Raw genomic sequence first — 25,840 nt, forward strand, 5'->3', positions numbered from 1 at the left:
CTGGCACATCTCCGGGTGGGCGCACCACCGGAGATGTGCCAGAAATGAAGGGTTGCGAGCCGTCATAGGTCGGCGCGGTAGCGTCGAGCGGGGAGAGCGGAGGCCGGCATGCACATCGTGATGTTCGCTGATCAGCACGTCGAGACGCTGGGCGGGGCGCAGGTGTCGACGCGCCTGCAGCGCCTCTACCTGGAGCGCGCGGGTCACACCGTGACCGTCGTCGCGCCGCGTAGGTACGGCCCGCGTGCGCGCGTGAACGGCGGCGACACCGCGTACATCGACTTGCCGTCGATCCCGATGACGCCGGATCGCGAGTACTCATTGATCTGGCCGGGATCCGGTGCCGACCGGGTCCTCGATCGGCGCATGTGCGATCGCCCAGCGGCAGACATCGTGCACGTGCAGGCCGACTTCTGGGGTGCGTTCCTCGGATACCGTTTCGCGCACCGCCACGGTCTGCCCGTCGTGCACACGATGCACAACAGGGTCGAGACCGGTATCAGGGCGACTGCGCCGTTCCCCGGTCTGGTGATGCGGGCTCTGAACGCCTGGCGCCGGATGTCCGTGGCGGGCTCGCGGCGCGGAAGAGACGGTTGGGACTACCTGCGCGAACTGTCGCGCGGCGCCGCGGTGGTGACCGCGCCGTCGACGCACTTCGCCCGCAGATTGGAGCAGCACGGTGTGCTCCCGAGGGTCGAGGCGATGTGGAACGGCATGGACGACGAGGCATTGGAACGCGTCGTCGCAGCCGTACCGGCTGAGCGTGTGGACGGACCGCCGCGGTTCGTGTGGATCGGCCGGATGAGCCCGGAGAAGCGCCTGCTGCCTTTCCTCGACGCGGTCGCGCAGTCGGGCGTCGACATGCGGGTCGAGGTGATCGGCGGCGGCGCGCAGATGCGCCGGGCGCGCCGGATGGTCGCCGACCGAGGGATCGACGCTCGAGTGACCTTCCTCGGCGGGCTGCCGTATGAGCTGACGCTGGAGCGGATCGCTCGCGCCGACGCGCTCGTGCAGACGTCGATCGGGTTCGAGACGCAGGGGATGACACCGTTCGAGGCGGCGGCTCTCGGCACCCCCAGCGTGATGAGCGACCCCGACATCGCCGACGAGGTCGGCTCCGGCGTGTGGCAGGTCTCCCCAGGGCCGGACCCCGATCCATCCGTCGACGCGCTCGCGAGCGCCCTGCGCACCGCTGCTGAGGACATCCGGTCGGGCTCGGCGCCCGTGCCGAGCCCGGACATCCGGGAGCGCTTCCGCCAGTCGACTCGCACGGCGGAGATGATCGCGCTGTACGAGCGGGTGCTGGGTCGGACCAACCCGTAGAACAGCGGCATCAGGATGCTGCTGTCCGCGGTCAGTCGCAGCAGAACCTCGCGGTTGAGCGTGCACCGCTCTGCGCACTCAGCACCGTGCGCCGCTCTCGTGTCAGAGCAGCACACCGAACAGGGCCGGCATCAGCAGTGACCCGACGAGCACCGACAGCAGGACGAGCGCATTCGCGCCGAGGCCTGCACCCGCGAGGGCCTTCGATGGGCCGCGCAGAGCGATGCCTGCGAGCACGCCGCCGAGGAGCGAGAACAGCAGCGGCAGCCACACCGCCAGCGCCCCGAGAAGCGTCATTCTGGCCACGGCGTTGGGGTCTCCGCCTTGGGCGAGGACGTTGCCCAGGGTGATGAAGGGGCTGACCAGCACGGTCGATGCGGCCAGAACGATCGCTGTCCAGGCGAGCCCCTTGCCCCCGGATGACGGGCGAGCCTGCGGAGTCTGCATCGGATAACCGGAGGCCTGAAGCGGCGCGCTGTACTGCTGCGGATACGGCTGCTGCGGCTGGCCCTGGGGCGAGTGCGGCGGCTGGTTCGGCTGCTGCGGGGTCGTCATGATGCCAACGGTAGCGGGCGCGGCGCGAGTTGTCTCGGGCGGGTGCGTGGGACGAAGGCTGCGGCAGGGCGGGCGGCCTCGTCATCGAACGTGGGTGTGAGGCGATTTCGCCGAGCACGCCGTATCTCATGCTGCTGAACGACGTCTCCGCGCGACGAGTCGTCTTCGTGGGAGGCAAGGGCGGCGTCGGCAAGACATCGATCGCCTCCTCCCTCGCGCTGGCCCGCGCCCGGCAGGGGGCGCGGGTGCTGGTGGTCTCCACCGACCCCGCGCACAATCTCGGGCACCTCTGGGAGCTGGCTGTCGGTGACGACGTGACGGCGCTGTGGTCGGCGTCGGAGGCCGGGCATCCGGATGGGCGCACCCGCGGAGGCAGCGCAGATGAGCCGGATGACGCACGTGCGGCAGGCAGCAATCCGGATGCCGGGCCGCGGGCGGGCCTGGTCGACGGCGTAGAGATCGACCCGGCCCGCACGGTCGACGAGCACCTGCGGGCCGTGCGAGGAACCATGCAGCGGCTGCTGCCGGAGCGGCTGCATCGCGCCGCGCGCGAGCACCTCGAATCCGCGCGCGATGCGCCCGGCACGCACGAGTCCGCCGTGCTCGAGCGAGTCGCCGAGACGCTCGAGACCGGGCTGGACCGCTACGACCTCGTCGTGTTCGACACCGCACCATCCGGGCACACCCTGCACCTGCTCGCCATGCCCGACCGGATGACCGGATGGACGGAGACGCTGCTCACCAATCGCGACAGGTCGGAGAGGTATGCCGTGGCGTACGGCGCGCTCGGCGGCACCAAGGACACCAGCGACCGCGACGCCGAGCTGCGGAGGGTGCTGCTCAAGCGGCGAGCGCGGTTCGCGCTGATGCGAGACGCCATCACGGACCCGGAGCGGACGGGGTTCGTGCTGGTCACCGTCGCCGAGCCGATGCCGATCGCCGAGAGCCGCGATGTGGCCGCTCAGCTGGACGCGCTCGGCGTCGGGCTGCTCGGCGTCGTGGCCAACCGCCTCTCCCCCGCCGATCTGCTCTCGGCACGTCGCGAGCGCGAGGACGAGCAGCTGGCATCGCTCGACCTGGGCGCACCGATCACGCGCGTCGAGCTGATCGGCCTCCCGGCACTGCGGCGGCTGGCCGACGCGCTCGCTGCGGGCTGACGTCGGCGAGGTGCGAGGCGGGGCCGCGAAACATCGAAGCGTGCTTTGCACACCACTCAAAGTGGCTCTTCACTATGGATGTTGTGGATCGGTTGGTCTGGTGGGCGGGTCTGACTCACGGCTCTTCTGACGCCACCGCGTGGTGGCTGTCCTGTCTGCGACGTGTCGACCGGCTCGACTCACCCAGATAGTCCCGCCTCGACTAGCTTGTTGCGCGTCGTACGATCTGGGGCGGCGGCAGCTCGTGGAGTGACTCGCCCTGTTCGACTGCTGAATCTGCGAGCAGGCTGAGGATGTCTTCCGGGGAGGGCAGTGTGATGTCGATGCTTGTGATCGCGGGGCGCGAGAAGGAGCTTTGGGTTTGGTTGTCTGCGCCGATGATGGCAACGTCGTCCGGCACGTGGATGCCTGCGTCGATGAGGCCGGCGAGAGTGAGCATCGCGTAGTCGTCGTTGAAGGCGGAAATACCGTCGAGTCCTTCCGTTGTGGCCCATGCTGCGATGCGTTCGGTCTCGGACGACGAGAGGTCCACGTCGAGCTGTGCGATATGCGAGTGCGTACCGGTCTGCAGCTCGTACGCCCACCGACGGTCGCTGATGGCGCGCAAGAGCGGGTCACGGGGGGTGACGAGACCAATCCGCTGTCTTCCGGCGGTGGCAAGGTGGGAGACGGAGAGCCTTCCGATTGCGGCATGATCCATGCGAAAGACGTGCGCGCCTGCACGGGCGGTCTCGTCAGTCATGATCACGCTGCGGATGCCGCCGCGGTGGAGGGCTTCGATAGCGTCGTCGCTGAGATCGCGTCCGCCGAGCGTCAGCACGGCCAGTGGCCGAGCACTGATCCATTTCCGCACCGCTTCGACTCCGCCAGAGTATCTGTCGCCGTAAAGCACAACGGTGTAGCCGTGTGATTCGAGGGCGTTCTCGACTTCATCGATCCAGCGTGAGACGAGAGCACCCATCTGCCCGGGCGGGCTCGGGATGAGGATGGCGTCGCTGCGCCCGCGCCGCAACGATGCCGCCTGCGTGTTGGGGACGTACCCGAGCCGAGCGGCAACCTCACGAACGCGCCGACGAGTCGCCTCGGGGATGCTGTGACCTGGCACCTCGTTCAACACCAGGGAAACGGTCGAACGCGATACACCCGCAGCGCGACCTACGTCCGCACTTGTCACCGGACGCGTCGATGAGTCGCGTGCAGTGCCTGTGGTGAAAGAAGACATGTGACAAGTATCGCTCACACGTGCTACTGTCAACTTCGCTCACACGTGTGAGCGAAGTTCGACGGAGGTCAAAGATGACACGCAAGATGCACACGTTCCCCGCGGCAGAGACGAGCAGGAGATGAACGCCGACCAGACCGCGATCGCCGCGCGACCTGCCTACGCACGCGGCGGCGAGCGTGCTCGTCTGATGATCTCGCTGCTGATCGCGAATGCGGTGGTCTACACCGTCAATATCGGTGTGGCCGGGGTGCTGCTGCCGACGCAGATTGCGATGAATGACCCCGAAGGGAAGACGACGACTCTCGGGCTGGTCACAGGCATCGGGGCGGTCGTGGCGACGTTGACGCAGCCGATCGTTGGGTCCCTATCGGACCGGTCAGGTCGGCGCAAACCGTGGATCATCGGAGGTGCGGTGGCGGCGTTGCTGGTTTTCGTGGTCGCCTCGAACGCGACGACGCTGCTATGGATCACGATCGGGTGGGCTGCTGCGCAGATCGCGCTGAACGTGTACCAGGCGGCGGTGACGGCGGTGGTCCCGGATCGGATCGCGCCGGAGAACCGTGGCACGGCGTCAGCACTATTTGGCCTCGGGTTGCCGGTCGGCATCACTGTGGGTGTGGCGGTGGCGTCCAGCTATGCCGCACAGCTGGGCACCGGTTACACGATCTTCGGCATCGTGATCGTCTGCGCTGCGGTGCTGTATACCGTGATGACGCGCGAAAGGCGGATAGCCGCTGAGGCGATCCCGCTGCGGGAGCAGGTGACGGGGTTCGCACAGGCACTGCGGACCCATGATTTCCGTTGGGCGTTCGTTTCCCGAGCGTTGCTGATCCTCGGCTACTTCTCGGTGGTGAACTTCCAGCTGTACATCCTGATGGACTACATCGACCTGCCAGCAGACCTGCCAGCAGTGGCGGCGACGGCGATCGTCACGCCGATCACGGGTGTGGCGACGGTCGTATCGACCTTGGCTGCCGGTTGGATGTCGGACAGGTTCCAGCGCCGCAAGGTGTTCGTGTTCGCTTCCGCCGTGACCTCCGGCGTAGCACTGCTGATGCCACTGCTCATGCCGAACTGGACCGGCATGCTGCTGTTCGGCGCTCTTGTGGGGATCGGGTTCGGCGCGTTCATGGCGGTGGACACCGCGATCGCCACACTCGTCCTCCCCAGCAAGGAGCATGCCGCTCGCGATATGGGGGTGCTGAACATCGCCAGCGCCGCGCCGCAAGCGCTCGCCCCCATGTTGGCGTCACTGGTGATCGGTGCTCTCGGTGGCTACCCCGCGCTGTTCGTCGCTGCGGCCGTGTTCGCCCTGCTCGGCGCCGTCGCGATCCTCCCTGTCAGAGGAGTGCGATGACCTTCCGCCAGACGAGGACAGGAGTGCACACCCGCACGTGGGGTGACGGCCCCCGGCAGGCGCTGCTGGTCCACGGCATCATGTCCAGCGCCGATACCTGGCATTCCGTCGCGCCCCGCCTCGCTGCACATGGGTATCGGGTCACGGCACTGGATCTGGGCGGGCACGGGCTCAGCCACCGTGGCCCGTACAGCCTCCAGGCTTGGGAACAGGATGTGCTCTCGGTCGCACCCGCTCGGTTGGGCCTCGCCATCGGCCATTCGCTGGGGGCGGTGGTGCTCAGCGGCATCATAGACCGACTGCAACCGGCCCGTGCCGTCTACTCGGATCCCGCGTGGCGGGGCGACCCGGCCGGGCCCGGCGCCCGGGAGTTCTTCGCCGGGTTCAAGAACAGTACAGAGGCAGATATCCGCGCTCGCAGCCCGCGCTGGAGCGACCTGGACGTGCACACCGACATCGAGTCCCTGGTGCAGTGGGATCTCGACACGCTCGACGCCATCGAGGATCTGCATAGCGTCGACCGGATGCCCGACTCAGCGAGCGTGCCATCGCTGGTCCAGCTCGGCGGGGACAGTTTCATCCGCACGCCCACGCTGGAGTCGGACGCGCGTGAGCGCGGCTTCGAGGTGCGCGTCCTCGACGGTGCCGGCCATAACATCCACCGCGACGACCTCGACGCGTTCATGGGCTCTCTGGAGGGTTGGCTGTGACCGGATGCGACGAATCCGGGCGTGGCCCCGAGGAGCTGGTTCGCGCGGACACCGCGTCGCGAAGGTGCGACTTCGAGCGCGTCCCCAGACGCAGGTTGCGGCGCTTGACTCGGTACGGAGACGTGCTGAACAGCAGACAGATGCTCAGCGATGTGATCGTCGCCGTCTTCGACGACACGATCACCGCGCTATCGATACACCGCTCTGGCGGACGCAGCCTAGTCCCCTCCTACACGCTCAAATGCGATGAGCCCTCAAACATGTAAAAAAAGTGTCTCATTTTTTACATGTTTGAGTGACGTGCAACTACACTTTGCATATGCCATGGTCGCCGGACGAACCGTACAACGAGTTGCCGCCGCTCCCTCCGGGCGTTGATTTTGAGACGAAGGCGGTGCTTCGCCAGGCGATCCGGGCGCGGGCTGCCCTCGCGGCACTCGACCAGGCCGCGAAACGAATGCAGAACCCCATGGTGCTGGTGCACTCCCTGTCGCTGCTGGAAGCGCAGGCGAGCTCCGAAATCGAGAACATCGTCACGACGACAGATGACCTGTTCCGCTATGCGTACGATCCGTCCGACTCGGCCAGCGCTGAGACGAAGGAGACCCTGCGCTACCGGGCAGCCCTCTTCTCCGGGCTTGAAGCGATCCGCAGCCGGCCGCTGTCAGTGAGCACCGCGGTGGAGGTGTGCACGAACATCCATCGTCGCGAGATGGGCGTCCGTCAGCTTCCGGGCACATTCATCGGCGACCCACAGACGGGCAAGGCGGTCTATACGCCGCCGACAGGAGAGGCGCTCATCCGTGACAAGCTCGACAACTGGGCAGACTTCATCCACTCCGCCGGCGAGATCGATCCGCTCATCGTCATGGCGATCGCGCACTACCAGCTCGAGGCGATCCATCCCTTCGAGGACGGCAACGGTCGGACCGGTCGCATCATCAACGTCTTGCAGCTCGTCGAGGCGGGGCTGCTGAGCGCCCCCATTCTGTATCTGTCCCGATTCATCATCCGGAACAAGGACGAGTACTACCGGCTGCTGCTGGCCGTCACGAGGGACGGGGCCTGGGAGGAGTGGATCTCCTTCGTGCTGCGAGGACTGTATGAGACGGCGACGACGACGCTGCGCAAGATCGATCGCATACACGAACTGCAGGAAGCCATGCGGGCCGAGATCAAGCGCCACACCACCGCGGGCAGCAACTCCGACCTGCTCGATGTGCTCCTCGAGAACCCGTACGCGCGGATCGGAAGCGTGATGGAGAGGTGTGCGGTGTCTCGCCCAACAGCGACGGCATGGCTGAACGCGCTCGTCGACAACGGCACCCTGGCAGACCTGAAGATCGGGCGCGATCGGCTGTTCATCAACACAAGCTTCATGCGGATTCTGACGCGGGACGATCCGCCGGAAGCACCTGCCGAGCAGACGCAGTTCTGACGCATCCCGGCACCGGTCCGCCGTGTGCAACGCGGCTGCCACTGTCCAGAAACACCCGCCGGATACAGTACCGCCATGCGGCTGACCAACATTGCGCACCTCCGGCTGCCGTTCGGGCGGCTGCTGGGATACGACACGTCGGTGCTCGGGCGCGGCGAGACGCTGCCGGTGTCGTTCGATCAGCGCAGGCACGTGGTCGAGGGGAACAGGCCGGGTTCGTGGATGGCGCTGTCGTTCCGGATCGACGGCGCGGTGCCGCTCGATGCTCTCGAGACGGCATGGTTGGCCGTCATCGCGCGCCATGGCACGCTGCGCACCGCGTTCGACCCCGGCGAGAACGGACCGCGGCTGCACGAGATCCGTCTCGGCCCCGGCGGTTGGGCCGAGCATCCGGTCGGCCCAGGCCAGTCATCCGGCGACGCCATCCGGGAGGTGCTCGACCGCGCATGCTCCCCGTACACGGCGCCGTCGCACCGGCTGTGCCTGCTCGAGACCGCCGAGGCGACGACGATCGTGATCGCCGCCGACCACGCCCACGTCGACATGTGGTCGATGCTGGTGATCGCCCGTGATCTGCTCACCGCGCTGGAGAGGGCGAAGGCGGGAGCCGACCCCGATCTGCCCTCCGCACCTGCTTTCGCCGAGCACACCCGCGCGCTGCGCGAGCGCACCGAGGTGCCGGATGAGGTGCGCACGAGGTGGGCGGAGGTGCTGCGGGCCAGCGGCGGCGTGATGCCGCGGTTCCCGCTGCCGCTCGGCGACGACACGGCGCAGCCGGAGCGGGTGGAGGTGCGCGACGTGCTCGGCCTCGACGACAGCGCCGCCTTCGCTGCGCAGGCCCGTGAGGAGGGTGTGTCGACGCTGTCGCTGGCGGTCTCGGTGATGACGGCGGTCACGCGCGAGGTCGCCGATCAGCCGCTGCGCGCGTTGTTCCCCGTGCACAGCAGGCACGACGAGACATGGCACGACGCGGTCGGCTGGTTCATCACGAACTCCGTGCTGGAGTCATCCGATCCGAGCCCGAAAGCCGCCTCGGCTGCCGTGCGAGAAGCGGTCAGGCTGGGGTCGTGGCCGCTCGAGGAGGTGCTGCGGCCCTGGGGCGGCATGCCGGAGGCGCCAGGGATCTTCGCGATCTCGTGGCTCGACCTGCGGCGGCTCCCCGTGCGCATCGACGCCGCCGGCCTCGAAGCGCAGTACGTCGGCGCCTCGATCCGGACCGACGGGGTGATGCTGTGGTTCATCCTCGACGAGCAGGGCATGCACCTGCGCTGCCGCTACCCCGACACCATGGCCGCACGGCGCCATGTGGGCGCATGGCTCGACGCGCTCGTGGCCAGGATGCGTTCGATCGCGCGGTCGTCGGTGAGCACGAGCATCCGGATCGACGAGAGCGTGTTCCGCGTGCAGCGGGCCGTGCGCGCGGACGTGGGCGTGATCATGGCGCTGCTGGGCGACGATGAGGTCGGCGGTGCGACGGAGAGCGCCGAGATCGAGCGCTACGAGCGCGCCTACGACCTCGTCTCGCGTGAGGGCTCGCACTTCCTGGCGGTCGTGCGGGCCGAGGACGATTCCGTCGTGGGAACGATGCAGCTGTCGGTGATGCCGGCGCTCGCCAGAGGCGGCGTCACACGGTTGCAGATCGAGGGCTTCCGCGTTGCGGAGGACGAGCGCTCGCAGGGCCTGGGCGCCGGGATGCTCGCCTGGGCGCACGAGCACGGCCGCCGACACGGTGCGGCCATAGCGCAGGTGGTGATCGACGACCGCTACGGTCGGGCGCTGGCGTTCTACCGCCAGCACGGCTACGAGGCACAGCAGGCTGGCCTGACCCGCGCGCTGTGAGGTGAGGCGTCCTCGCTCGCAGATGCCGCATCAGGTCGATGCGCCGATGCAGAATCCGGGTCATGTCGACGCCGTCGATGTGCTCGTGACAGCAGATCAGGTGGTGCCGATGCCGTCATCTGCTTCCGCGCGCACGCGTATCCTGCTAAACTTGAGCTTGTAAGACTCAAGTTTTCATTCGGATGTGTTGTCCGGAGTTGCGGGAGAAGGGCGCGGGAGGGCTCATGGCAGATCAAGAGGAACAGAAGAGTGCGCTGGAGGAGTTCGGCATCAACCTGACCGAGCTCGCTCGCAGCGGAAAGCTCGACCCGGTGATCGGGCGCGACAGCGAGATCCGTCGCGTGAGCCAGGTGCTCACCAGGCGCACGAAGAACAACCCCGTGCTGATCGGCGAGCCGGGTGTCGGCAAGACCGCCGTGGCAGAAGGGCTCGCGCAGCGCATCGTCGCCGGTGACGTGGCCGAGTCGCTGAAGGGGCGTGAGCTGATCACCCTCGACATCTCGGCGCTCGTCGCCGGCGCGATGTACCGCGGCCAGTTCGAGGAGCGGCTCAAGAACGTGCTGAAGGAGATCACCGAGTCGGAGGGCCGCGTGATCACCTTCATCGACGAACTGCACGTGCTGATGGGCGCAGGCGGCGGCGAGGGCTCAGTGGCTGCGGCGAACATGCTCAAGCCGATGCTGGCCCGCGGCGAGCTGCGGATGATCGGTGCGACGACGCTGAACGAGTACCGCGAGTTCATCGAGAAGGACGCCGCGCTCGAGCGCCGGTTCCAGCAGGTGTACGTCGGCGAGCCGAGCGTCGAAGACACCATCGCGATCCTTCGCGGTCTGAAGGAGCGCTACGAGGCGCACCACAAGGTGACGATCTCCGACGGCGCGCTCGTCGCTGCCGCCTCCCTCTCGCACCGCTATATCCCGTCGCGCCAGCTGCCGGACAAGGCGATCGACCTGATCGATGAGGCGGCGAGTCGGCTGAGGATGGAGATCGATTCCGCGCCGATGGAGATCGACGAGCTGCGTCGTCGCGTCGATCGGCTGAAGCTCGAGGAGCTCGCGCTGAAGAAGGAGAAGGACCCCGCCAGCAAGGAGCGCCTCGCCGCGCTGCGCGAGAACCTCGCCGATCAGGGGGCGGAGCTGACCGCCATGCAGGAACGGTGGGAGGCTGAGCGCAGTTCGCTGAACCGCGTCGGCGACCTGAAGTCGCGCCTCGATGCGGCAAGGAGCGAGGCGGAGCGCGCCCAGCGCGAGGGCAAGCTCGAGCGCGCTTCGCGACTGCTGTACGGCGAGATCCCGGATCTCGAGCAGCAGGTCGCCGAGGCCGAGAAAGCGGATCAGCAGGACGAGCGGATGGTCGGCGACCAGGTCACCGATGAGGCGATCGCCGAGGTGATCGCGGTGTGGACCGGCATTCCCGTGGGCAGGCTGCTGCAGGGCGAGACCGAGAAGCTGCTGCACCTGGAGAGCGAGCTCGGTCGTCGGCTGATCGGCCAGAAGGAGGCCGTCACCGCTGTCAGCGACGCCGTGCGCCGTTCGCGCGCGGGCATCAGCGACCCGAACCGGCCGACCGGATCGTTCCTGTTCCTCGGCCCGACCGGCGTCGGCAAGACGGAGCTGGCCAAGGCGCTGGCGGAGTTCCTCTTCGACGATGAACAGGCCATGGTGCGCGTCGACATGTCGGAGTACGGTGAGAAGCACTCCGTCTCGCGGCTGGTCGGCGCCCCTCCGGGGTACGTCGGATACGACCAGGGCGGCCAGCTCACCGAAGCCGTGCGGCGTCGTCCGTACTCCGTCGTCCTGCTCGACGAGGTCGAGAAGGCGCATCCCGAGGTCTTCGACGTGCTGCTGCAGGTGATGGACGACGGCCGCCTCACCGATGGCCAGGGCCGCACGGTCGATTTCAAGAACGTCATCCTGATCCTGACCAGCAACATCGGTTCGCCGATCCTGATCGACCCGACCGTCGGCGCTGACGACAAGCGCGAGCGGGTGATGCAGCTGGTGCAGGCGTCGTTCAAGCCGGAGTTCGTGAACCGCCTCGATGACATCGTGGTGTTCCACGCGCTCGGGCAGGACGAGCTGGCGCAGATCGTCGAGCTGCAGGTCGACCAGCTGCAGCGTCGACTGTCTGACCGCCGCCTCACGCTGGCGGTCACGCCGGACGCGCGAGCCTGGCTGGCCGAGCGCGGCTACGACCCCGCGTACGGCGCCCGCCCGCTGCGGAGGCTCATCCAGCACGAGATCCAGGATCGTCTCGCTAAGGCGATCCTCGCGGGTGGCGTGCGCGACGGCGACACCGTCCGCGTCTCCGCCTCCCCCGACGCCTCCCAGCTGCAGATCGACTCGGCCTCCGCCGAATAGTTGTCGCGCGGAGCGTGCCGGGCGGTAGCCTCGACGTGAGCACACGCGGTACGGGGAGGGGGCCGGGATGAGCGGCAGCGGCGCGGACGGACCTGGCGGGAACGGATGGCGGCCGCCCGAGGCGATTCAGCCGCCCGCGCTTCCTCCGCTGCCCTGGGAGCAGGAACCGGATGGCGTGCACGGCCTGCCAGCGCCAGGAGCGGTGCAGCCGCCCACGGCTCCCGCTCCTGGGTCGCGCCCGCCGCGTTTGGCGAGCACTCCCCTGTTCCAGCCGCCCGAGGCCCAGAGCTCCGGTGCTCCGCAGGGTGCTGGCGAACCGCAGCGGCTGCCTCCACGCGCCGCGCCGCAGAGCCAGCAGCCTCCGTACGGTCACGCATACGGCGCTCCGGACCAGGGATACGCATCCGGCGCTCAGGGGTATCCGGGGCCTGGCGCGCAGGGGTACGGTCCGCTCGGTGGTCAGGCGTATGCCGCGCCGTCGAGCGGCCAGGCGCCGCAGGCGTACGCGTCCCCCGTCCCTGATGGCGCGAATCCTGCGCCGCAGGGGTATGCCGCTCCCTCGGGTGCCTACGGGAGCACGGCTGCTTACGGCCGGCAGGAAGGCGCTGCACCAGGGACTCTTCCCTACGGCGGCGCGCCTGCCGCGGTGCACCAGGGCAAGCGCGGCTTTCCCGCATGGGCCGGATGGCTGATCGGCGTCGGCGTGGTCGTGCTGATCGCGGCGGTGCTGATCGTCGGCTATGTGATCAGTCTGCTGCCGAGCTTGAGCGCGAGCGGGCCCGCCGATGACCGGTCCGCTCCCGTCGAGGGCGGCGGGGCGGATGACGACCAGGCGCAGGACGACCCGGATGCGGGTGCGAGTGAGGATGCGTCAGACACCGGCGGTGTGCCGGAGGGGGCGATCGCGCTCGACGAGTCGGTGCCAACAGACCTTGAGCTGGGCTGGCTCGCGGTCGAGCCAGGCGGCGACTGGGAGGTGTACTACGACTCCCCGGAGAGCGTCGTCGGCTTCTGGGACGACGGCGAGCACTTCTGCGGCGTCACGGCGTTCTCCTTTTCTCGGTACACGTCGGATGGCGCGTCGGATGACGCCACGGCGACACAGCGCGACCTCGCGGACGAGATCGAGGCGTACGCCGAAGACGGAAAGGAAGCCGGGTCAGAGCAGGTCTCGTCGCTCGCCGTGCCGTTCGACGGCGGAGCGGTGGAGTTCCTCGGCGTCGATGTCATCGTCGACGTCGACGCCGATCTCCGGGCGACGGAGCGATGGTACTGGCGCAGCTTCGCCGAGGCGGAGACGAGGATGTACGTGCAGCTCATCTGCGATCAGGAGCCGACGGCCGACATGGTCGAGCAGAGCGTCGGGCAGCTCCGGATGCAGTAGGCCCGACACAGGGCGTGGCGACGTCATCGGATCCGGGTACGCTTTATCTGAGAATTTTCCCAGGGGGAGGAGTCCGCCATGAGCGGCAACAGCGACGACCGATCGAATCAGGGCGACCAGTCGCCGCCGGACTCCGGCCTTCCACCTGCGCCGAAGCTGCCGCCGCTGCCCTGGGAGGAGGGCGGCGACGCACCACAGCACCCGGCCGCGGCTCCCGGCGACCCGGCGGCGCAGCAGCCGAACCCGTACACCGGCACACCGGATGCCGCCCCGCAGAACTCGTATCCGGGAGCGCCGAGCGCGCAGCAGCCGGCACAGCCCGTCGATCCGTACGCGGCTCGCGCTGCTCAGACTGCTCAGGCAGGGGCGGATCCGTACGCTGCGCAGCAGCCTCCCGCTGGTGCGCAGCAGGGCTATGGTCAGATCGGCGGTCAGCCGGGGTACGGACAGCAGCCGGGCTACGCCCCTCAGCCCGGTTTTCTGCCAGGCCCGCAGCAGCCGCCCAAGCGCAAGCGCGGTTGGATCGGCTGGGCCATCGGCGGCGGCCTGGTCGTCATTCTGGCTGGCGGCTGGTTCATCGCCGACTCGATGCACCTGTTCGACGGGCGGGGCGAGGAGACGGCAGAGGGTGCGGACTTCGCGCTGAGCGATGCGGGGCCCACCGACATCGCCTACGCGTGGAACACAGACGGTGTGACGAGTGGTGAGTGGGAATTCTCCCGGCAGGACGCCACCGCCTTCGAATCGTCGAAGGAAGGCCAGACGTGCTCGTTCGTCGGGTACACCGCACCTGCTGCAGAGCTCAACCTTCCCGACGGCCCGAGCGACGCGGCGAGCGACACCGAGGCGTCCGCGGCCGACTTCAACGCCTATCTCGACTCTCTCGAGGCGAACGACCCCTCCATCGACAGCCAGACGATCGAGGAGGCCGGGACGGTCGCGCTCGAGTCGTCGGCCGGCACAATCGAGTTCCAGGCATACAACGTCGATCTCGACTGGACCGATGACACTGTGTCCGTGACGAAGGAGCGCTGGTACTGGCGCACCTTCGCCGACACGGGCACGACGATGCACGCCTACGTGTCGTGCGGTCTGGACAACATCTCCGACGAGATCGAGTCCATGCGCGAGCTCACGGTCGACTGAAGCGAGAACACGAAGGCGGGCCGGGAGTGCAACCCCACGGCCCGCCTTCGTGCATCCGGAGCCCTCAGCCCTTCAGCGCTTCGCGCACCTTGACTCTGGCGCCCATCTTCAGCAGCGAGCTCTCGTAGATCCGCGCCCCGATGGCGATGATGAGGACGCAGGAGACGGCCAGGATCCCGAGTGAGAGCACCGGCTCCCACCACGCCGCCTCGTTGAAGTAGAGGCGCACCGGCATCGCGGTCGGCGCTGAGAACGGCACATAGCTCATCACGTTCATCACGATCGGGTTGTTGCCGAACAGGATGACGAGGAAGTACGGCAGCATCACCAGATACATCACGGGCATCACCGTCGGCGAGATGTCCTCCTGGCGTGAGACCATCGACCCGGCTGCGGCGAACATCGCCGACAGCAGCAGGAAGCCCAGCGCGAAGAACACCGCGAACCAGGCGATCGGTGCACCGAAGTCGGTCACGTAGTCGCTCTGACCCGTCACCGCGAGGCCGATGATCGAAGCGGTGGCCAGCACCGCGATCTGGCCGAGCGCGAGGATCAGGTTCCCCAGCACCTTTCCTGCCAGGAGCGCACGGGCCGAGACCGTGGAGATCAGGATCTCGACGACGCGGGTCTGCTTCTCCTCCACCACTGCTGTGGCGATCGGCATCGCGAAGGTGAGCGTGATGCCCATGAACAGCACACCGAAGATCAGCCCCAGTATGTAGCGCAGGAAGAACGGCACGGCCGGGTCTTCGAGCAGCGTCACCTCGGGGTGCACGGCGAGAAGCGACATCACGTCGTCAGGCGCCTCGTCGAACGCGACGACTTCGACGCCGGTCACGGAACCGGCGCTGGGCAGCACGAGCGCATCGACTGTGCCGTCGCGGACCAGCGCCTCTCCCGCCGCGGCGTCGGCGACCTCGGTGACCTCGAGGTCCTCGGTGTCGGGGAGCACATCTGCTGAGTCCGCGGTGACGGCGACGGGCGTTCCGGATGTCGTTGCGCTCGAGATCCCCATCCAGACGATGCCGCCCACCGCGATCAGCACCAGAATCAGCGTCGAGATGATGAACGCCTTGCTGCGCAGGCGAGAGAGGATGTCGCGCTCGGCGACGAGCCATGTGGCCTGAGCGGTTGAGATCGAGCGCGCATCGGCTGCGAGAGTCATCGGATGACCTCCTTGAAGATCTGGGCGAGGGATGGCTGCTGGGGGGCGAAGCGAGTGACCTCGCCGTACGAGACCGCGCGCTGCAGCACGCGCTGTGCGGCAGCGGCGTCGTCGGCGTCGAAGAGGGCGTATCCGCCGTCGAAGTCGATCACCTGGATGCCCGGCTCCTCGCGCACCCAGCCGACGTCCTTCGCCGCAGTGAGTTCGAAACGGCTGGTGGCGTGCTCCTCGCGCAGCCGCTCGCGGGAGCCGGAGGTGCGCACCTCTCCTGCGGCGATGATCACCAGATCGTCGCAGAGGCGCTCGACCACGTCGAGCTGGTGAGAGGAGAACAGCACGCTGGCACCGGCAGCGGCACGATCCTGCAGCACACCGGCGACCACCTCGACGGCGAGCGGGTCGAGGCCGCTGAACGGCTCATCGAGGATCAGCACCTCGGGGTCGTGCACGAGAGCTGCGGCGATCTGGGCTCGCTGCTGATTGCCGAGCGAGAGCGCCTCGATGTTGTCGGCGAGTCGTTCGCCCAGCCCGAGCCTGTCAAGGATCGCGGTGGCGCGCTCTGTTGCGTCTGCGCGGCTGAATCCGTGCAGACGGGCCAGGTAGACGATGTGGTCGAGCACCTTCATCTTCGGGTAGAGGCCGCGCTCTTCCGGCATGTAGCCGAAGCGACGACGATCGTCTGTCGTGAGCTCCTGCCGGTCGAGCGTAACGGTGCCGCCGTCCGGTGCGAGCAGCCCCAGGATGATGCGCATCGTGGTGGTCTTCCCCGCCCCGTTTCCGCCGACGAAGCCTGTCAGACGGCCGGGGGCGACATCGAACGTGACGCCGTCGAGGGCGCGGCGTTCGCCGTAGTTCTTCGTGATTCCGCTCAGTCGCAGCATCGGCGGGTTCCCTTTCTCGGTGTGTGCTTCCACACTACGAAGCAGACTGTGCCGCGTGCCTCCCCCGCATGACGGATCTTCGCACTCCGCCGTTGTGCGGAGATGGCGCTGGGGGACGCGCTGGGCGCACAGCATGTATGCATCCGCATGGAATACGATCCGACGGGCGAGCGTTCCCACGCTCGTACGCAAGAACGGCCGCAGCGGCCACCACCCCTGAAGGAGATCATCCGTGCCCACCATCGGCTACATCGTCGGCAGCATCTCGAGCACCTCGCTCAACCGCGCACTCGCCGAGGCTCTCGCGAAGCTCGCACCGGAGGGCGTCGAGTTCGAAGAGATCGCCATCAAGGACCTTCCGTTCTACTCCCCCGACTACGACGCCGAGTTCCCGCAGGTCGGGCTGGACTTCAAGAAGCACATCGAGAATGTCGACGGCATCGTCATCGTCACGCCCGAGTACAACCGCTCGATCCCTGGTGTGCTGAAGAACGCGATCGAATGGGCCAGCCGGCCGTACGGCAACTTCTCGTTCGGCGGCAAGCCGGTCGCTGTGCTGGGCGGCTCGCCCGGAGCGATCGGCACGGCAGCTGCCCAGCAGCACCTCAAGGCCGTGCTCAGCCACGCGAACGCGATCGTGATGGGTCAGCCGGAGGGCTTCGTGCAGGTCACTCCGGGCCTCATCGACGGCGACAGTGACATCACCAACGAGGGCACGAAGGCGTTCCTGCAGTCCTACCTCGACACCTTCCTCGGCCTCATCGCCCGGGTCCAGAAGGCCTACGCAGCCTGAGCATTCTGACTGCGGCATGCGCCTCGGTTCTGCTTCGACGGGCCAAGGCGCATGCGAGCTCTCGACTACGCGTATCCGTGTCGATGCGCCCAGACCACCGCGGCGACGCGGTCGCGGGCGCCGAGCTTGAGCAGCACGTTCGAGACGTGGGTCTTCACTGTGGCATCGCCGATGTAGAGCTCGGCGGCGATCTCGGCGTTGCTCATCGCACGGGCGAGCAGGCGCAGCACGTCGCCCTCCCGCTCGGTCAGGGCGACACCGGTGTGCGCGGGTGACGACGGTGACCGCACCGGACTCGAGTCGGCGTCGGCCCGGTTCTGCGCGGCGAACCGTTCGATGACCCGCCGTGTGACCTCCGGTGCGAGCAGCGCCTCCCCCGATGCGGCGACGTTCGCGGCGTTGACCAGTTCCTCCGGTCCTGCGTTCTTGAGCAGGAACCCGCTCGCACCGGCCTCGAGCGCCGAGAACAGGTAGTCGTCGCGATCGAAGGTCGTCACGATGACGATGCGCGGACCGCTGTCCCCGAGTTCGGCCCGGATGCGGCGGGTCGCCTCGATACCGTCGAGGTCGGGCATCTGCACGTCCATGAAGACGACATCCGGTCGCATGCCGCGAACGGAATGTATCGCCTCCTCCCCCGTCCCGGCCTCACCGGTGACCACGATGCCTGAGGCCTCCAGGATCATCCGGAACCCCATCCGCATCGTGGCATGGTCGTCGACGAGCAGCACGCTGATCGGTTCGTTCACGCGTCGGTCTCCTCGAATGTCTGATTCTCCCGCAGGGGCACGCTGATGCGTACCAGGTACCCGGGGCGCTCCACTGAACCATCTGCATCCGCTTCTCGGTTCCCGAAGTGGAGCAGTCCCCCGATCGAGGTCGCGCGTTCCCTCATCCCGAGCTGGCCCACTCCGGGGCGGGCGCCCGCGCGCACTCTGCCGGTGTTCGTGACCTCCAGTTCGACCCAGTCGTGGCGGTAGCGCAGCCGGATGTCCGCTCGTGCATCAGGTCCAGCGTGCCGACGCGCATTGGTGAGCGCCTCCTGCGCGATCCGGTACAGATTGGTCTCGACGAGGGGCGGAAGCGGCACGGCGTCACCGATCACGGTGAAGGTCGTCGGTGTGCCGGCGGCGGTGACCTGCCGCACCAGCTGCTCTAGGTCATGCAGCTTCAGCGCGGAAGGAGCCTCCTGGTTCTCGCCGGGGTCGCGCAGCGTGTCGAGCAGGTGATGCAGCTCGTCGATCGCGGTGCGTGCGCCCTGCTCGACCTCCCTGAGAACGTCGCCGGCGGCATGCGGATCCGTCGCCATGACCGTGCGCGCGGCACCGGCCTGAACTCCCATCGCCGACACGTGGTGGCCGACGACGTCGTGCAGCTCGCGCGCGATGCGCACTCGATCGAGCGCGACGGCCTGCGCCGCGGAGAGCTCGCGCTCCTCCTCCAGCTGCTCCGCGAGGCCGCGCAGGTCCTGCCGGTTCAGCGCCGCCCTGTAGGCGTGATCGCCCAAGTAGTAGGCGCCGCCGAAGTAGGCGATATTGATCAGCCACTGGATGAGCATGTAGGCGACCAGCGGCGACATCGCGCCGGCGATGACGTCTGCCTCGTCTGCCGCGTTGCCGATCGCGAAGTAGGTGGAGATCAGCAGCCAGATCATCATGGCGACCACGAGGAACGAGCGGCCGAGGACAGCGCGACGGCGGTCGTTCATCCACGCACCGATCGTATAGATGGCGATGAATATCGACACGTTCGAGACGAAGGCCTCCGGAACGTGCAGGGTCACGCCGCAGAAGTACGAGGCGCAGACGATGACCGCGGACGCGATCGGATACCTCCGTCGAACGGCGAGCGGCCACGTGGTGCCGACCGCCAGGGGCAGCACCCAGACGAGGTCCGCCGTCTGCTCGCCGTAGAACTGGGTGATCGATGACAGCGCCCCGCTGATCATCGCCGCGACGAACAGCGCGGCGGCGAGCAAGCAGTCCTGGCGCAGCTCGCGCCGCGTCGGCGCGGCACGGGTGGGGGAGAGGCTCGCTTGTACCGGGGCGAGCTCGCCACCGGTACCGGGGCGGGCAGCCGCGTCGCGGGCGCCCTGGGTGGCGGGCCCGCCACGGAGATCCGCCTGGGCTGCTCGCGTGCTCATACCGCCACGTTACGTCGCACTCCGCGCTGGCGCCTCCGCCGTGAGGCGGAGAACCTCGCGCGGCGTCAGCCGAAGATCATCGGGATGTCCTCGTCCTCGTCGGCGACATCGAGGTCGACCACGACGGGTACGTGGTCGCTGGGCTGCTCGCCCTTGCGTTCATCGCGCTCGATGCTGGCGCCGGAGACCGCGTCGGCGAAGGCCTTCGACCCCAGGATGAAGTCGATCCGGATGCCCTGGTCCTTCGGGAACTTGAGTCGCTGGTAGTCCCAGTAGGTGTAGCCGGTTGGGATCAGCGGTCGCACCGTGTCGGTGACGCCGGCGCCCAGCAGTGCTTGGAACGCTTCGCGCTCTGCGGGGGAGACGTGCGTGGAGACGCCCTCGACGATGTCGGGGTCGCCGTTGTCGGCATCGGTCGGGATGATGTTGAAGTCGCCGACGAGAGCGATCGACAGGTCGGGCTGTGCGGCGAGGGCGTCTGCCGTGTGCTGCCGCAGCGCCTCGAGCCAGCGCAGCTTGTACGCGTAGTGGGGATCGTCGAGCGAGCGGCCGTTCGGCACGTACAGACTCCATACCTTGACGCCGTTCACGGTCGCGCCGATCGCGCGGGCTTCGAGCGGGGCGTCGTCGCCCTCATACCCCTTCTTGAACCCAGGCATTCCGGTGAAAGAATATTCGATGTCCTCGATCGGCTCGCGGCTGGCGATGGCGACGCCGTTCCACTGATTCAGCCCGTGCGCTTCGACGTGGTAGCCGGCTGCCTCGAACGCCGCGTAGGGGAACTGCTCCGGCTTGCACTTGATCTCCTGCATGGCGAGCACGTCGACGTCGGCGCGCTCCGCGAAGCCGACGATCCGGTCCACCCGAGCCCTGACAGAGTTCACATTCCACGTCGCCAACCGCATGGAACCAGCCTAACTGCGAGGATCTGAGCCCCACTTCAGATTGTCGAAGAGGTCGTCGACGGCCTGTCGGTCGTAGGCCTCGGCACGCGGAGCGGCGGGGAAGTCGAGCTTCCGGATCAGGTCGGCGTACTGGCGATTCGTCCGGAGTCTTTCGACCACCTTGTCGGTCACTTCGTCGACGGCGCTGCGGCGATATCCGTCGCGGAAGAGCCCCGGCTTCTTCAGCGGGTGCGATGCGAGCCATTCCTCGATGGGCTGATGTGCCATGGCATCAGCGTATGCCGCTTCGCGCGCCGCCGCGGGCTCTCATATGCTGGCAGTCATGGCCACCGCATCCACGCCGGCGCTCGAAGCCGACCGTCAGAACCTCATCTCCCTCATCCGGGACGAGGCCGTCTTCCACGGCGACTTCACGCTGTCCAGTGGCACGAAGGCCACGTACTACGTCGACATGCGCAAGCTCACGCTCGACCACAGGGCGGCCCCGGCGATCGGCCGGATCATGAGCGACCTCATCGCTGACATCGATGGAGTCGTCGCTGTCGGGGGCCTCACTCTGGGCGCCGACCCGATCGCAAACGCCGTGATGCACGCATCTGCGGGCACCGACGACCCGTTGGACGCGTTCGTCGTGCGCAAGGAGCCGAAGGACCACGGTCGCGGCCGCCAGATCGAGGGCGCGGACGTCGAGGGCAGACGCGTCGTCGTACTGGAGGACACCTCGACCACGGGTCAGTCCGCGCTGAAGGCGGTCGAGGCGCTGCGCAAGGCGGGTGCAGAGGTGGCGGCGGTCGCCGTGATCGTCGATCGCTCGACGGGTGCGCAGGCGGCGATCGAGGCGGAGGGTCTCGAGTGGCGCGCTGCCGTCGATCTCGACGATCTTGGCCTCGCGCCCCAGTAATCGGCGTCATGGTGTCGCAGACCTGCGCCCTCGCGCTCGACCTGGGCGGGACGAAGCTCGAGGGCGCCCTGGTCGACACGTCCGGCGAGATCATCGCAGGCAGCCGCAACCGGGTGCCCACCGGCCCCGACTCGACGCCGGGGTCGCTTGCCGCAGCGTTCGAGCAGGTCGTGCGCACGTCGATGGCGCATGTGCCCGATGGCGTGAGCTTCGTCGGGACCGGCATCGGCAGCGCCGGTCCCATCGATTTCTCATCCGGCGCCATCTACCCGGTGAACATGCGGCGGGCCCACGGGTTCGAGGTCGTCGCTCTGGTGCGCAGCGCGGTCCTGTCCGGGACAGAGGTCTCGCTGCGACTTGACGGCACGTGCCTCGCGCTCGCCGAGGACCGCTGGGGCGCGGCGCAGGGCTCCCGCGCGTCGATGAGCGTCGTCGTCTCGACCGGCATCGGCGGCGGAATCGTGATCGACGGTCGAACGGTCACCGGCCGATCGGGCAACGCTGGTCACATCGGGCAGACTCACGTGTCGACGCATGACCTGCCCGGTGGGCCGGCGGAAGCGGCCACGGTCGAGGAGCTGGCCTCCGGGCCGAACATCGTGCGCTGGGCACGGTCGCGGGGCTGGGTCGGCGAGACGGGCGAAGACCTTGCGCGTTCGGCGGCAGCGGGCGATCAGGCGGCTGCGGCGGCGATCGAGCGATCGGCGACCCTCGTCGGGCGTGCGTTCGCCGATGCCGCCACTCTGCTCGACCTCGAGACGATCGTGGTCGGCGGCGGCTTCTCGCACGTCTCGCCCGACTACGTCGATCTGGTGGGGGAGTCGCTGCGCTCGTGCGCCCCGCTCGACTACGCCCGCCGCGTATCGATCGTGCGCAGCGCGCTGCATGGCGACGGCCCCCTGCTGGGTGCCGCAGCCCTCGCGCTGTGATGGTCGGCGCGCACGGGTGAACGCCGCCTCTTGGATGAGACGGTCGGTGCTCAGCGACGTCCCTGCGCCGGCTGCGCGCGTCGTGCGGCGTTGAGCGCGCACACCAAGGCGACTGCGAAGCAGACCCCGCCGAGCGCCCAGCCGAACGCTGCGAAACCGGTCGGCAGGAGCAGTGCCGACAGAATGAGCGCGGCGCCGAGCAGAGGAAGCGCAACGGCGAGCCGCTTCGCGATGGGACGAGCCTCGGTCATCGGATCACTTCCCGCGCCCGCGCCACCACTGCACGGCGAATGCCACCATCGCACCGGTGATGCACAGGGCGGCCACGGCGAAGACCAGATCGCGCTCCATCCGGATCAGACTCCCGAGGTGAGCTCGGCTTCGCCCTCGCCCTGGGTCTCGGCGTCTATGAGCTCGGCGACGGAGGGGACGACCTCGTCGGGTCGGAACGGGTAGCGCGAGATCGAGGACTCGTCGCTGATGCCGGTCATCACCAGCACGGTGTGCAGTCCGGCCTCGATGCCCGCGACGATGTCGGTGTCCATCCGGTCGCCGATCATCCCCGTCGTCTCGCTGTGTGCGCCGATCCGGTTCAGTGCCGAGCGGAACATCATCGGGTTCGGCTTGCCGACGATGTAGGGCTCGCGGCCGGTGGCCTTCGTGATCAGCGCGTTGATGGCACCCGTCGCCGGCAGCACACCTTGCTTGCTCGGGCCGGTGGCATCCGGGTTCGTCGAGATGAACCTCGCTCCGTCATTGATGAGCCGCACGGCCTTGGTGAGCGCTTCGAACGAGTAGTTGCGGGTCTCGCCGACGACGACGTAGTCGGGGTTCGTCTCAGTCATGATGAACCCCGCCTCGTGCAGTGCCGTGAGGATGCCGGCCTCGCCGATCACGAACGCCGTCCCGCCCGGGTTCTGCTGCTTCAGGAACGCCGCCGTGGCCAGCGCCGAGGTCCAGATGTTCTCCTCCGGCACGTCGATTCCGGATGATCGCAGCCTGGCCGACAGATCGCGCGGGGTGAAGATGGAGTTGTTGGTGAGCACGAGGAACGGGGTGCCAGTCGCGCGCCACTGCTCGAGCAGCGCTGGTGCGCCGGGAATGGCGGATTCCTCGTGCACGAGCACGCCGTCCATGTCGGTGAGCCAGCACTCGATGTCATCGCGTCGCGTCATGCGGCCAGCTTAGAGGTCGTGCAGGCAGCTCGTCTGACCCGTGTGCCGCAGGTGCCGCTTCGGCGGGGCGTTCACGCGGTGAGCATCTCAGAGTTCCGGGCTCTCGAGATTGGCGGAAGCCCAGGAACCGAGCTGGTCGAGGATCGGCAGCAGCCCCTCGCCCCTTGCGGTGAGTGCATAGGACACGGTGACCGGAGGGCCCGGGTCGACGGTGCGTGCGACGAGCCGGGCCTGGCCGAGCTCGGCCAGGCGGTCGGAGAGCACCGTGTCGCTGATGCCGACCACTGCGCGACGCAGCGCGACGAAGGTCGAAGGACCCCCGCCGAGCGAGGAGACGATCATGCCGTTCCAACGCTTGCCTAGAACGCTGAATGCCAGTGTGACCGCTGCGTCACAGGCACGGAACTCTGCGTCATGGTCCGCCATTCCTCCATGCTACTCGTGCTACGCTGATGCGAGCCACTAAGAAAAACAAAGTGACTCCGAAAAAGAAGGGTGAACTCATGTCTCTGTTCCGTCTGGACGCCAGCATCATGCCTGCGACGTCTTCCAGCCGTTCGCTCGCCGACCTGGTCGAAGCGGAGTGGCGCGCCTCTCACCCGGACTCGGCGGTGACCCGTCGTGATCTGGCCGCCGATCCGGTCCCGTCGACGGCGTGGGCGGATGCGGTCACTTCCGGATTCGTCGAGGAGGGTCAGCGCACCGCCGGGCAGAGCGAAGCGCTGGCACTCGCGCGCGGCTTCGCCGACGAGCTCATCGACGCCGACGCGTTGCTCTTCGCCGTTCCGCTGTACAACTACGGCGTCTCCCAGCACTTCAAGACCTGGTTCGACCTCGCCTACACTGATCCGCGCATCGACCCGACCGGAACCGCGCTCCGCGGCAAGCCGGCGACCCTGGTCACCGTGCTCGGTGGAAACTACGCGGCCGGAACGCCCAAGGACGGATGGGACCACTCCACCGGCTGGCTTCGACGCGTGCTCGAAGACGTCTGGGGGCTCGACCTTCGCGTCGTGCAGCGCCCCTTCACTCTGGTGGGTGTGAACCCGGCGCTTGACGCCTTCACCGACACTGCACGCGAACTCAAGGAAGCCGCGGAGGCGTCTGCGCGTGCATACGGTCGTGAGCTTGCGGCCAGGCGGGCTTCGCAGGGCGTCTGAGCCGCATTGATCGAGAACGTCCGTCAGCGGTTCTCGGGATGGAACCGCTGACGGGGTCGGGCGTCCTGTGGCGGGCCCGGGCGTTCTGCGACGGGGCAGTCATCCCCGATCAGAAGAGCACTTTCCGTGCAGGCCGCCGACCTCGACCATCCTGAGGTCGGCGGCACCGGGCTCAAGGGAGGTCCCGCTGGCGAGATCGTGCCGCTGGACCGATCGGCGCTCATTTTATGCGCGTGCGCGCCGTGCCGGGCGGGATTCCGAGAGATTCGGCGATATGGTCAACGCGTGAACCCTCGCCCGCGCCAATCGTGGGATCCGTTGCGCCTTCCCGATCTGAAGGGGCGCACGTACCTCATCACGGGGGCGAACGCGGGTCTGGGGTACTTCGCGAGCGAGCAGCTGGCCCGCGCGGGCGCGCATGTCGTGATGAGCGGGCGGCACCCGAACAGGCTGCACGCGGCGCACGATGCGATCGAGGCTCGTGTGCCAGGCGCATCCGTCGAGACGCTGATCCTCGACGTCGCCAACCCCGGATCGGTGCGTTCGGCGGCCGCGTCGCTGAAGGGCGGCGTCTTCTCTCGACAGAAGCTCGACGGCGTGCTGCTGAACGCTGGCATCGTGCACACCCCGAAGCGACGTCGGATCACGCGCGACGGTCGCGAGCTCGTGCTCGCGACGAACGCGCTCGGTCACTTCGTGCTCGCGGGAGAGCTGCTCACCACGCTTGCGAAGGCGGCGTCCGGATCGCACACCGCCCGGATGGTGTGGCTCGGCAGCATGTCGACTCGGATGGGCGCATACGAGCCGAAGGACATCCAGCTCGAGAAGAACTATGCCGCCTGGAAGGCGTACGTGCAGTCGAAGGTCGTGGTGCAGTCGCTGGCGCTGGAGGCGAATGCTCGTCTTCGTGAAGCGGGCGTCCCGGTCGACAGCGTGCTCGCCCACCCCGGGTACTCGATCGGCGGACGCAGCCCTATGGTCGCCGGTGTGAATCAGCCGAGCCGATGGAAGCGTCTGCGCGACGCGATGCAGGCGCCCGTCGCGCAGAGCAAGCAGCACGGTGCCTGGGCTCCGGTGCGGGCACTGGTCGACCCCGAAGTGACCGGGGGCGAGTTCATCGGACCGAGGTTCCTCACTCGCGGCGCACCCGTACGGGTCAAGCCGTCAGGAACGTCGAACGACCCCGAGGTGCGCGAACGGGTGTGGGAGCGGTGCGAGGAGCTCACCGGTGTGCACTGGCCGTTCGCCAAGGCCGCACGCTCCCGGCGGTAGATCTGCGTCGGCAGCTGAGGCC

At 68.0% G+C, this 25,840-nt stretch carries 25 protein-coding genes and 1 pseudogene; 14 read left to right on the plus strand and 12 right to left on the minus strand.

From position 1 onward, the window contains the following. The first annotated feature begins 108 nt into the window (after positions 1-108). Positions 109-1,323, plus strand: coding sequence for a glycosyltransferase (locus DZG09_RS03040; RefSeq protein ID WP_119696224.1), 1,215 nt, complete (start codon positions 109-111; stop codon positions 1,321-1,323). Positions 1,324-1,425: 102 nt separating this feature from the next. Here DZG09_RS03040 and DZG09_RS03045 read toward each other — a convergent pair whose 3' ends face one another. Further along, positions 1,426-1,878, minus strand: coding sequence for a hypothetical protein (locus tag DZG09_RS03045; RefSeq protein ID WP_119696225.1), 453 nt, complete (start codon positions 1,876-1,878; stop codon positions 1,426-1,428). 128 nt (positions 1,879-2,006) lie between these two features. Here DZG09_RS03045 and DZG09_RS03050 point away from each other — a divergent pair, with 128 nt between their 5' ends. After that, entirely contained in the window at positions 2,007-3,035 is a 1,029-nt protein-coding gene (locus DZG09_RS03050) for an ArsA family ATPase (RefSeq protein WP_119696226.1), read from the plus strand. A gap of 202 nt (positions 3,036-3,237) precedes the next feature. Here DZG09_RS03050 and DZG09_RS16840 read toward each other — a convergent pair whose 3' ends face one another. Further along, entirely contained in the window at positions 3,238-3,855 is a 618-nt protein-coding gene (locus DZG09_RS16840) for a substrate-binding domain-containing protein (RefSeq protein WP_240423651.1), read from the minus strand. Between the two features lie 219 nt (positions 3,856-4,074). Beyond that, positions 4,075-4,257, minus strand: a pseudogene (locus tag DZG09_RS17050) (LacI family DNA-binding transcriptional regulator); the annotation flags it as partial. 121 nt (positions 4,258-4,378) lie between these two features. Here DZG09_RS17050 and DZG09_RS03060 point away from each other — a divergent pair. From DZG09_RS03060 to DZG09_RS03095, 7 genes are all read left to right on the plus strand, one after another. After that, complete coding sequence (locus DZG09_RS03060) at positions 4,379-5,617, plus strand: MFS transporter (RefSeq protein WP_119696228.1); 1,239 nt, start codon at positions 4,379-4,381, stop codon at positions 5,615-5,617. After that, positions 5,614-6,327 (plus strand): alpha/beta fold hydrolase, encoded by a 714-nt coding sequence (locus tag DZG09_RS03065; RefSeq protein WP_119696229.1) that lies wholly within the window; start codon positions 5,614-5,616, stop codon positions 6,325-6,327. Before DZG09_RS03060 ends, DZG09_RS03065 begins: the two co-directional genes overlap by 4 nt. 319 nt (positions 6,328-6,646) lie before the next feature. After that, positions 6,647-7,765: a Fic family protein gene (locus DZG09_RS03075; RefSeq protein ID WP_119696231.1), complete on the plus strand. Its 1,119-nt coding sequence runs from the start codon at positions 6,647-6,649 to the stop codon at positions 7,763-7,765. A gap of 75 nt (positions 7,766-7,840) precedes the next feature. Next, complete coding sequence (locus tag DZG09_RS03080) at positions 7,841-9,604, plus strand: GNAT family N-acetyltransferase (RefSeq protein ID WP_119696232.1); 1,764 nt, start codon at positions 7,841-7,843, stop codon at positions 9,602-9,604. A 224-nt stretch (positions 9,605-9,828) separates the two neighbouring features. Beyond that, positions 9,829-11,964 carry an ATP-dependent Clp protease ATP-binding subunit gene (locus tag DZG09_RS03085; protein WP_119696233.1) on the plus strand — a complete coding sequence of 712 codons (2,136 nt, stop codon included), beginning with the start codon at positions 9,829-9,831 and terminating at the stop codon, positions 11,962-11,964. Between the two features lie 67 nt (positions 11,965-12,031). Then, on the plus strand, positions 12,032-13,348 hold the full coding sequence (locus DZG09_RS16500; RefSeq protein ID WP_162893127.1) for a hypothetical protein: 1,317 nt from the start codon (positions 12,032-12,034) through the stop codon (positions 13,346-13,348). A gap of 78 nt (positions 13,349-13,426) precedes the next feature. Then, the gene (locus DZG09_RS03095) at positions 13,427-14,494 is read left to right on the plus strand and encodes a hypothetical protein (protein ID WP_119696235.1); all 1,068 of its coding nucleotides are present in this window, start codon (positions 13,427-13,429) and stop codon (positions 14,492-14,494) included. Between the two features lie 64 nt (positions 14,495-14,558). Here the strand turns inward: DZG09_RS03095 and DZG09_RS03100 are convergent, their stop codons facing one another. Next, positions 14,559-15,659, minus strand: coding sequence for an ABC transporter permease (locus DZG09_RS03100; RefSeq protein WP_119696236.1), 1,101 nt, complete (start codon positions 15,657-15,659; stop codon positions 14,559-14,561). Continuing rightward, positions 15,656-16,540 (minus strand): ABC transporter ATP-binding protein, encoded by an 885-nt coding sequence (locus DZG09_RS03105; protein WP_119696237.1) that lies wholly within the window; start codon positions 16,538-16,540, stop codon positions 15,656-15,658. Before DZG09_RS03105 ends, DZG09_RS03100 begins: the two co-directional genes overlap by 4 nt. Positions 16,541-16,772: 232 nt before the next feature. On the opposite strand from DZG09_RS03105, the gene DZG09_RS03110 reads away from it, so the two are divergent. After that, the gene (locus tag DZG09_RS03110; RefSeq protein WP_119696238.1) at positions 16,773-17,333 is read left to right on the plus strand and encodes an NADPH-dependent FMN reductase; all 561 of its coding nucleotides are present in this window, start codon (positions 16,773-16,775) and stop codon (positions 17,331-17,333) included. A 65-nt stretch (positions 17,334-17,398) separates the two neighbouring features. Here the strand turns inward: DZG09_RS03110 and DZG09_RS03115 are convergent, their stop codons facing one another. From DZG09_RS03115 to DZG09_RS03130, 4 genes are all read right to left on the minus strand, one after another. Next, positions 17,399-18,082, minus strand: a complete 684-nt coding sequence (locus DZG09_RS03115) for a response regulator (RefSeq protein ID WP_119696239.1) — start codon at positions 18,080-18,082, stop codon at positions 17,399-17,401. Next, entirely contained in the window at positions 18,079-19,476 is a 1,398-nt protein-coding gene (locus DZG09_RS03120) for a sensor histidine kinase (protein WP_119696240.1), read from the minus strand. The genes DZG09_RS03115 and DZG09_RS03120 overlap by 4 nt, the downstream gene beginning before the upstream one ends. Positions 19,477-19,541: 65 nt before the next feature. Beyond that, on the minus strand, positions 19,542-20,381 hold the full coding sequence (locus DZG09_RS03125; protein ID WP_119696241.1) for an exodeoxyribonuclease III: 840 nt from the start codon (positions 20,379-20,381) through the stop codon (positions 19,542-19,544). Between the two features lie 9 nt (positions 20,382-20,390). Next, the gene (locus DZG09_RS03130; RefSeq protein WP_119696242.1) at positions 20,391-20,648 is read right to left on the minus strand and encodes a hypothetical protein; all 258 of its coding nucleotides are present in this window, start codon (positions 20,646-20,648) and stop codon (positions 20,391-20,393) included. A gap of 55 nt (positions 20,649-20,703) precedes the next feature. On the opposite strand from DZG09_RS03130, the gene pyrE reads away from it, so the two are divergent. Both pyrE and DZG09_RS03140 read left to right on the plus strand, forming a co-directional pair. After that, positions 20,704-21,282: an orotate phosphoribosyltransferase gene (pyrE, locus tag DZG09_RS03135; protein ID WP_119697355.1), complete on the plus strand. Its 579-nt coding sequence runs from the start codon at positions 20,704-20,706 to the stop codon at positions 21,280-21,282. Positions 21,283-21,290: 8 nt separating this feature from the next. Next, a complete protein-coding gene (locus DZG09_RS03140) occupies positions 21,291-22,211 on the plus strand; it encodes an ROK family protein (RefSeq protein WP_119696243.1) in 921 nt (306 codons plus the stop codon). Between the two features lie 50 nt (positions 22,212-22,261). Here the strand turns inward: DZG09_RS03140 and DZG09_RS03145 are convergent, their stop codons facing one another. The 3 genes from DZG09_RS03145 to DZG09_RS03155 form a co-directional block, all read right to left on the minus strand. Further along, positions 22,262-22,462 carry a hypothetical protein gene (locus DZG09_RS03145; RefSeq protein WP_119696244.1) on the minus strand — a complete coding sequence of 67 codons (201 nt, stop codon included), beginning with the start codon at positions 22,460-22,462 and terminating at the stop codon, positions 22,262-22,264. A gap of 105 nt (positions 22,463-22,567) precedes the next feature. Continuing rightward, positions 22,568-23,386, minus strand: a complete 819-nt coding sequence (locus DZG09_RS03150; RefSeq protein ID WP_119696245.1) for an HAD-IIA family hydrolase — start codon at positions 23,384-23,386, stop codon at positions 22,568-22,570. A gap of 87 nt (positions 23,387-23,473) precedes the next feature. Next, complete coding sequence (locus tag DZG09_RS03155; RefSeq protein WP_119696246.1) at positions 23,474-23,812, minus strand: winged helix-turn-helix transcriptional regulator; 339 nt, start codon at positions 23,810-23,812, stop codon at positions 23,474-23,476. Positions 23,813-23,889: 77 nt separating this feature from the next. Here DZG09_RS03155 and DZG09_RS03160 point away from each other — a divergent pair, with 77 nt between their 5' ends. Together DZG09_RS03160 and DZG09_RS03165 are read left to right on the plus strand one after the other, a co-directional pair. Then, positions 23,890-24,546, plus strand: coding sequence for an FMN-dependent NADH-azoreductase (locus tag DZG09_RS03160; RefSeq protein WP_119696247.1), 657 nt, complete (start codon positions 23,890-23,892; stop codon positions 24,544-24,546). 285 nt (positions 24,547-24,831) lie between these two features. Beyond that, complete coding sequence (locus DZG09_RS03165; RefSeq protein WP_205529038.1) at positions 24,832-25,818, plus strand: SDR family NAD(P)-dependent oxidoreductase; 987 nt, start codon at positions 24,832-24,834, stop codon at positions 25,816-25,818. Positions 25,819-25,840: the final 22 nt, after the last annotated feature.

The organism is Microbacterium halotolerans, assembly GCF_003569805.1.
Lineage (GTDB): Bacteria > Actinomycetota > Actinomycetes > Actinomycetales > Microbacteriaceae > Microbacterium > Microbacterium halotolerans.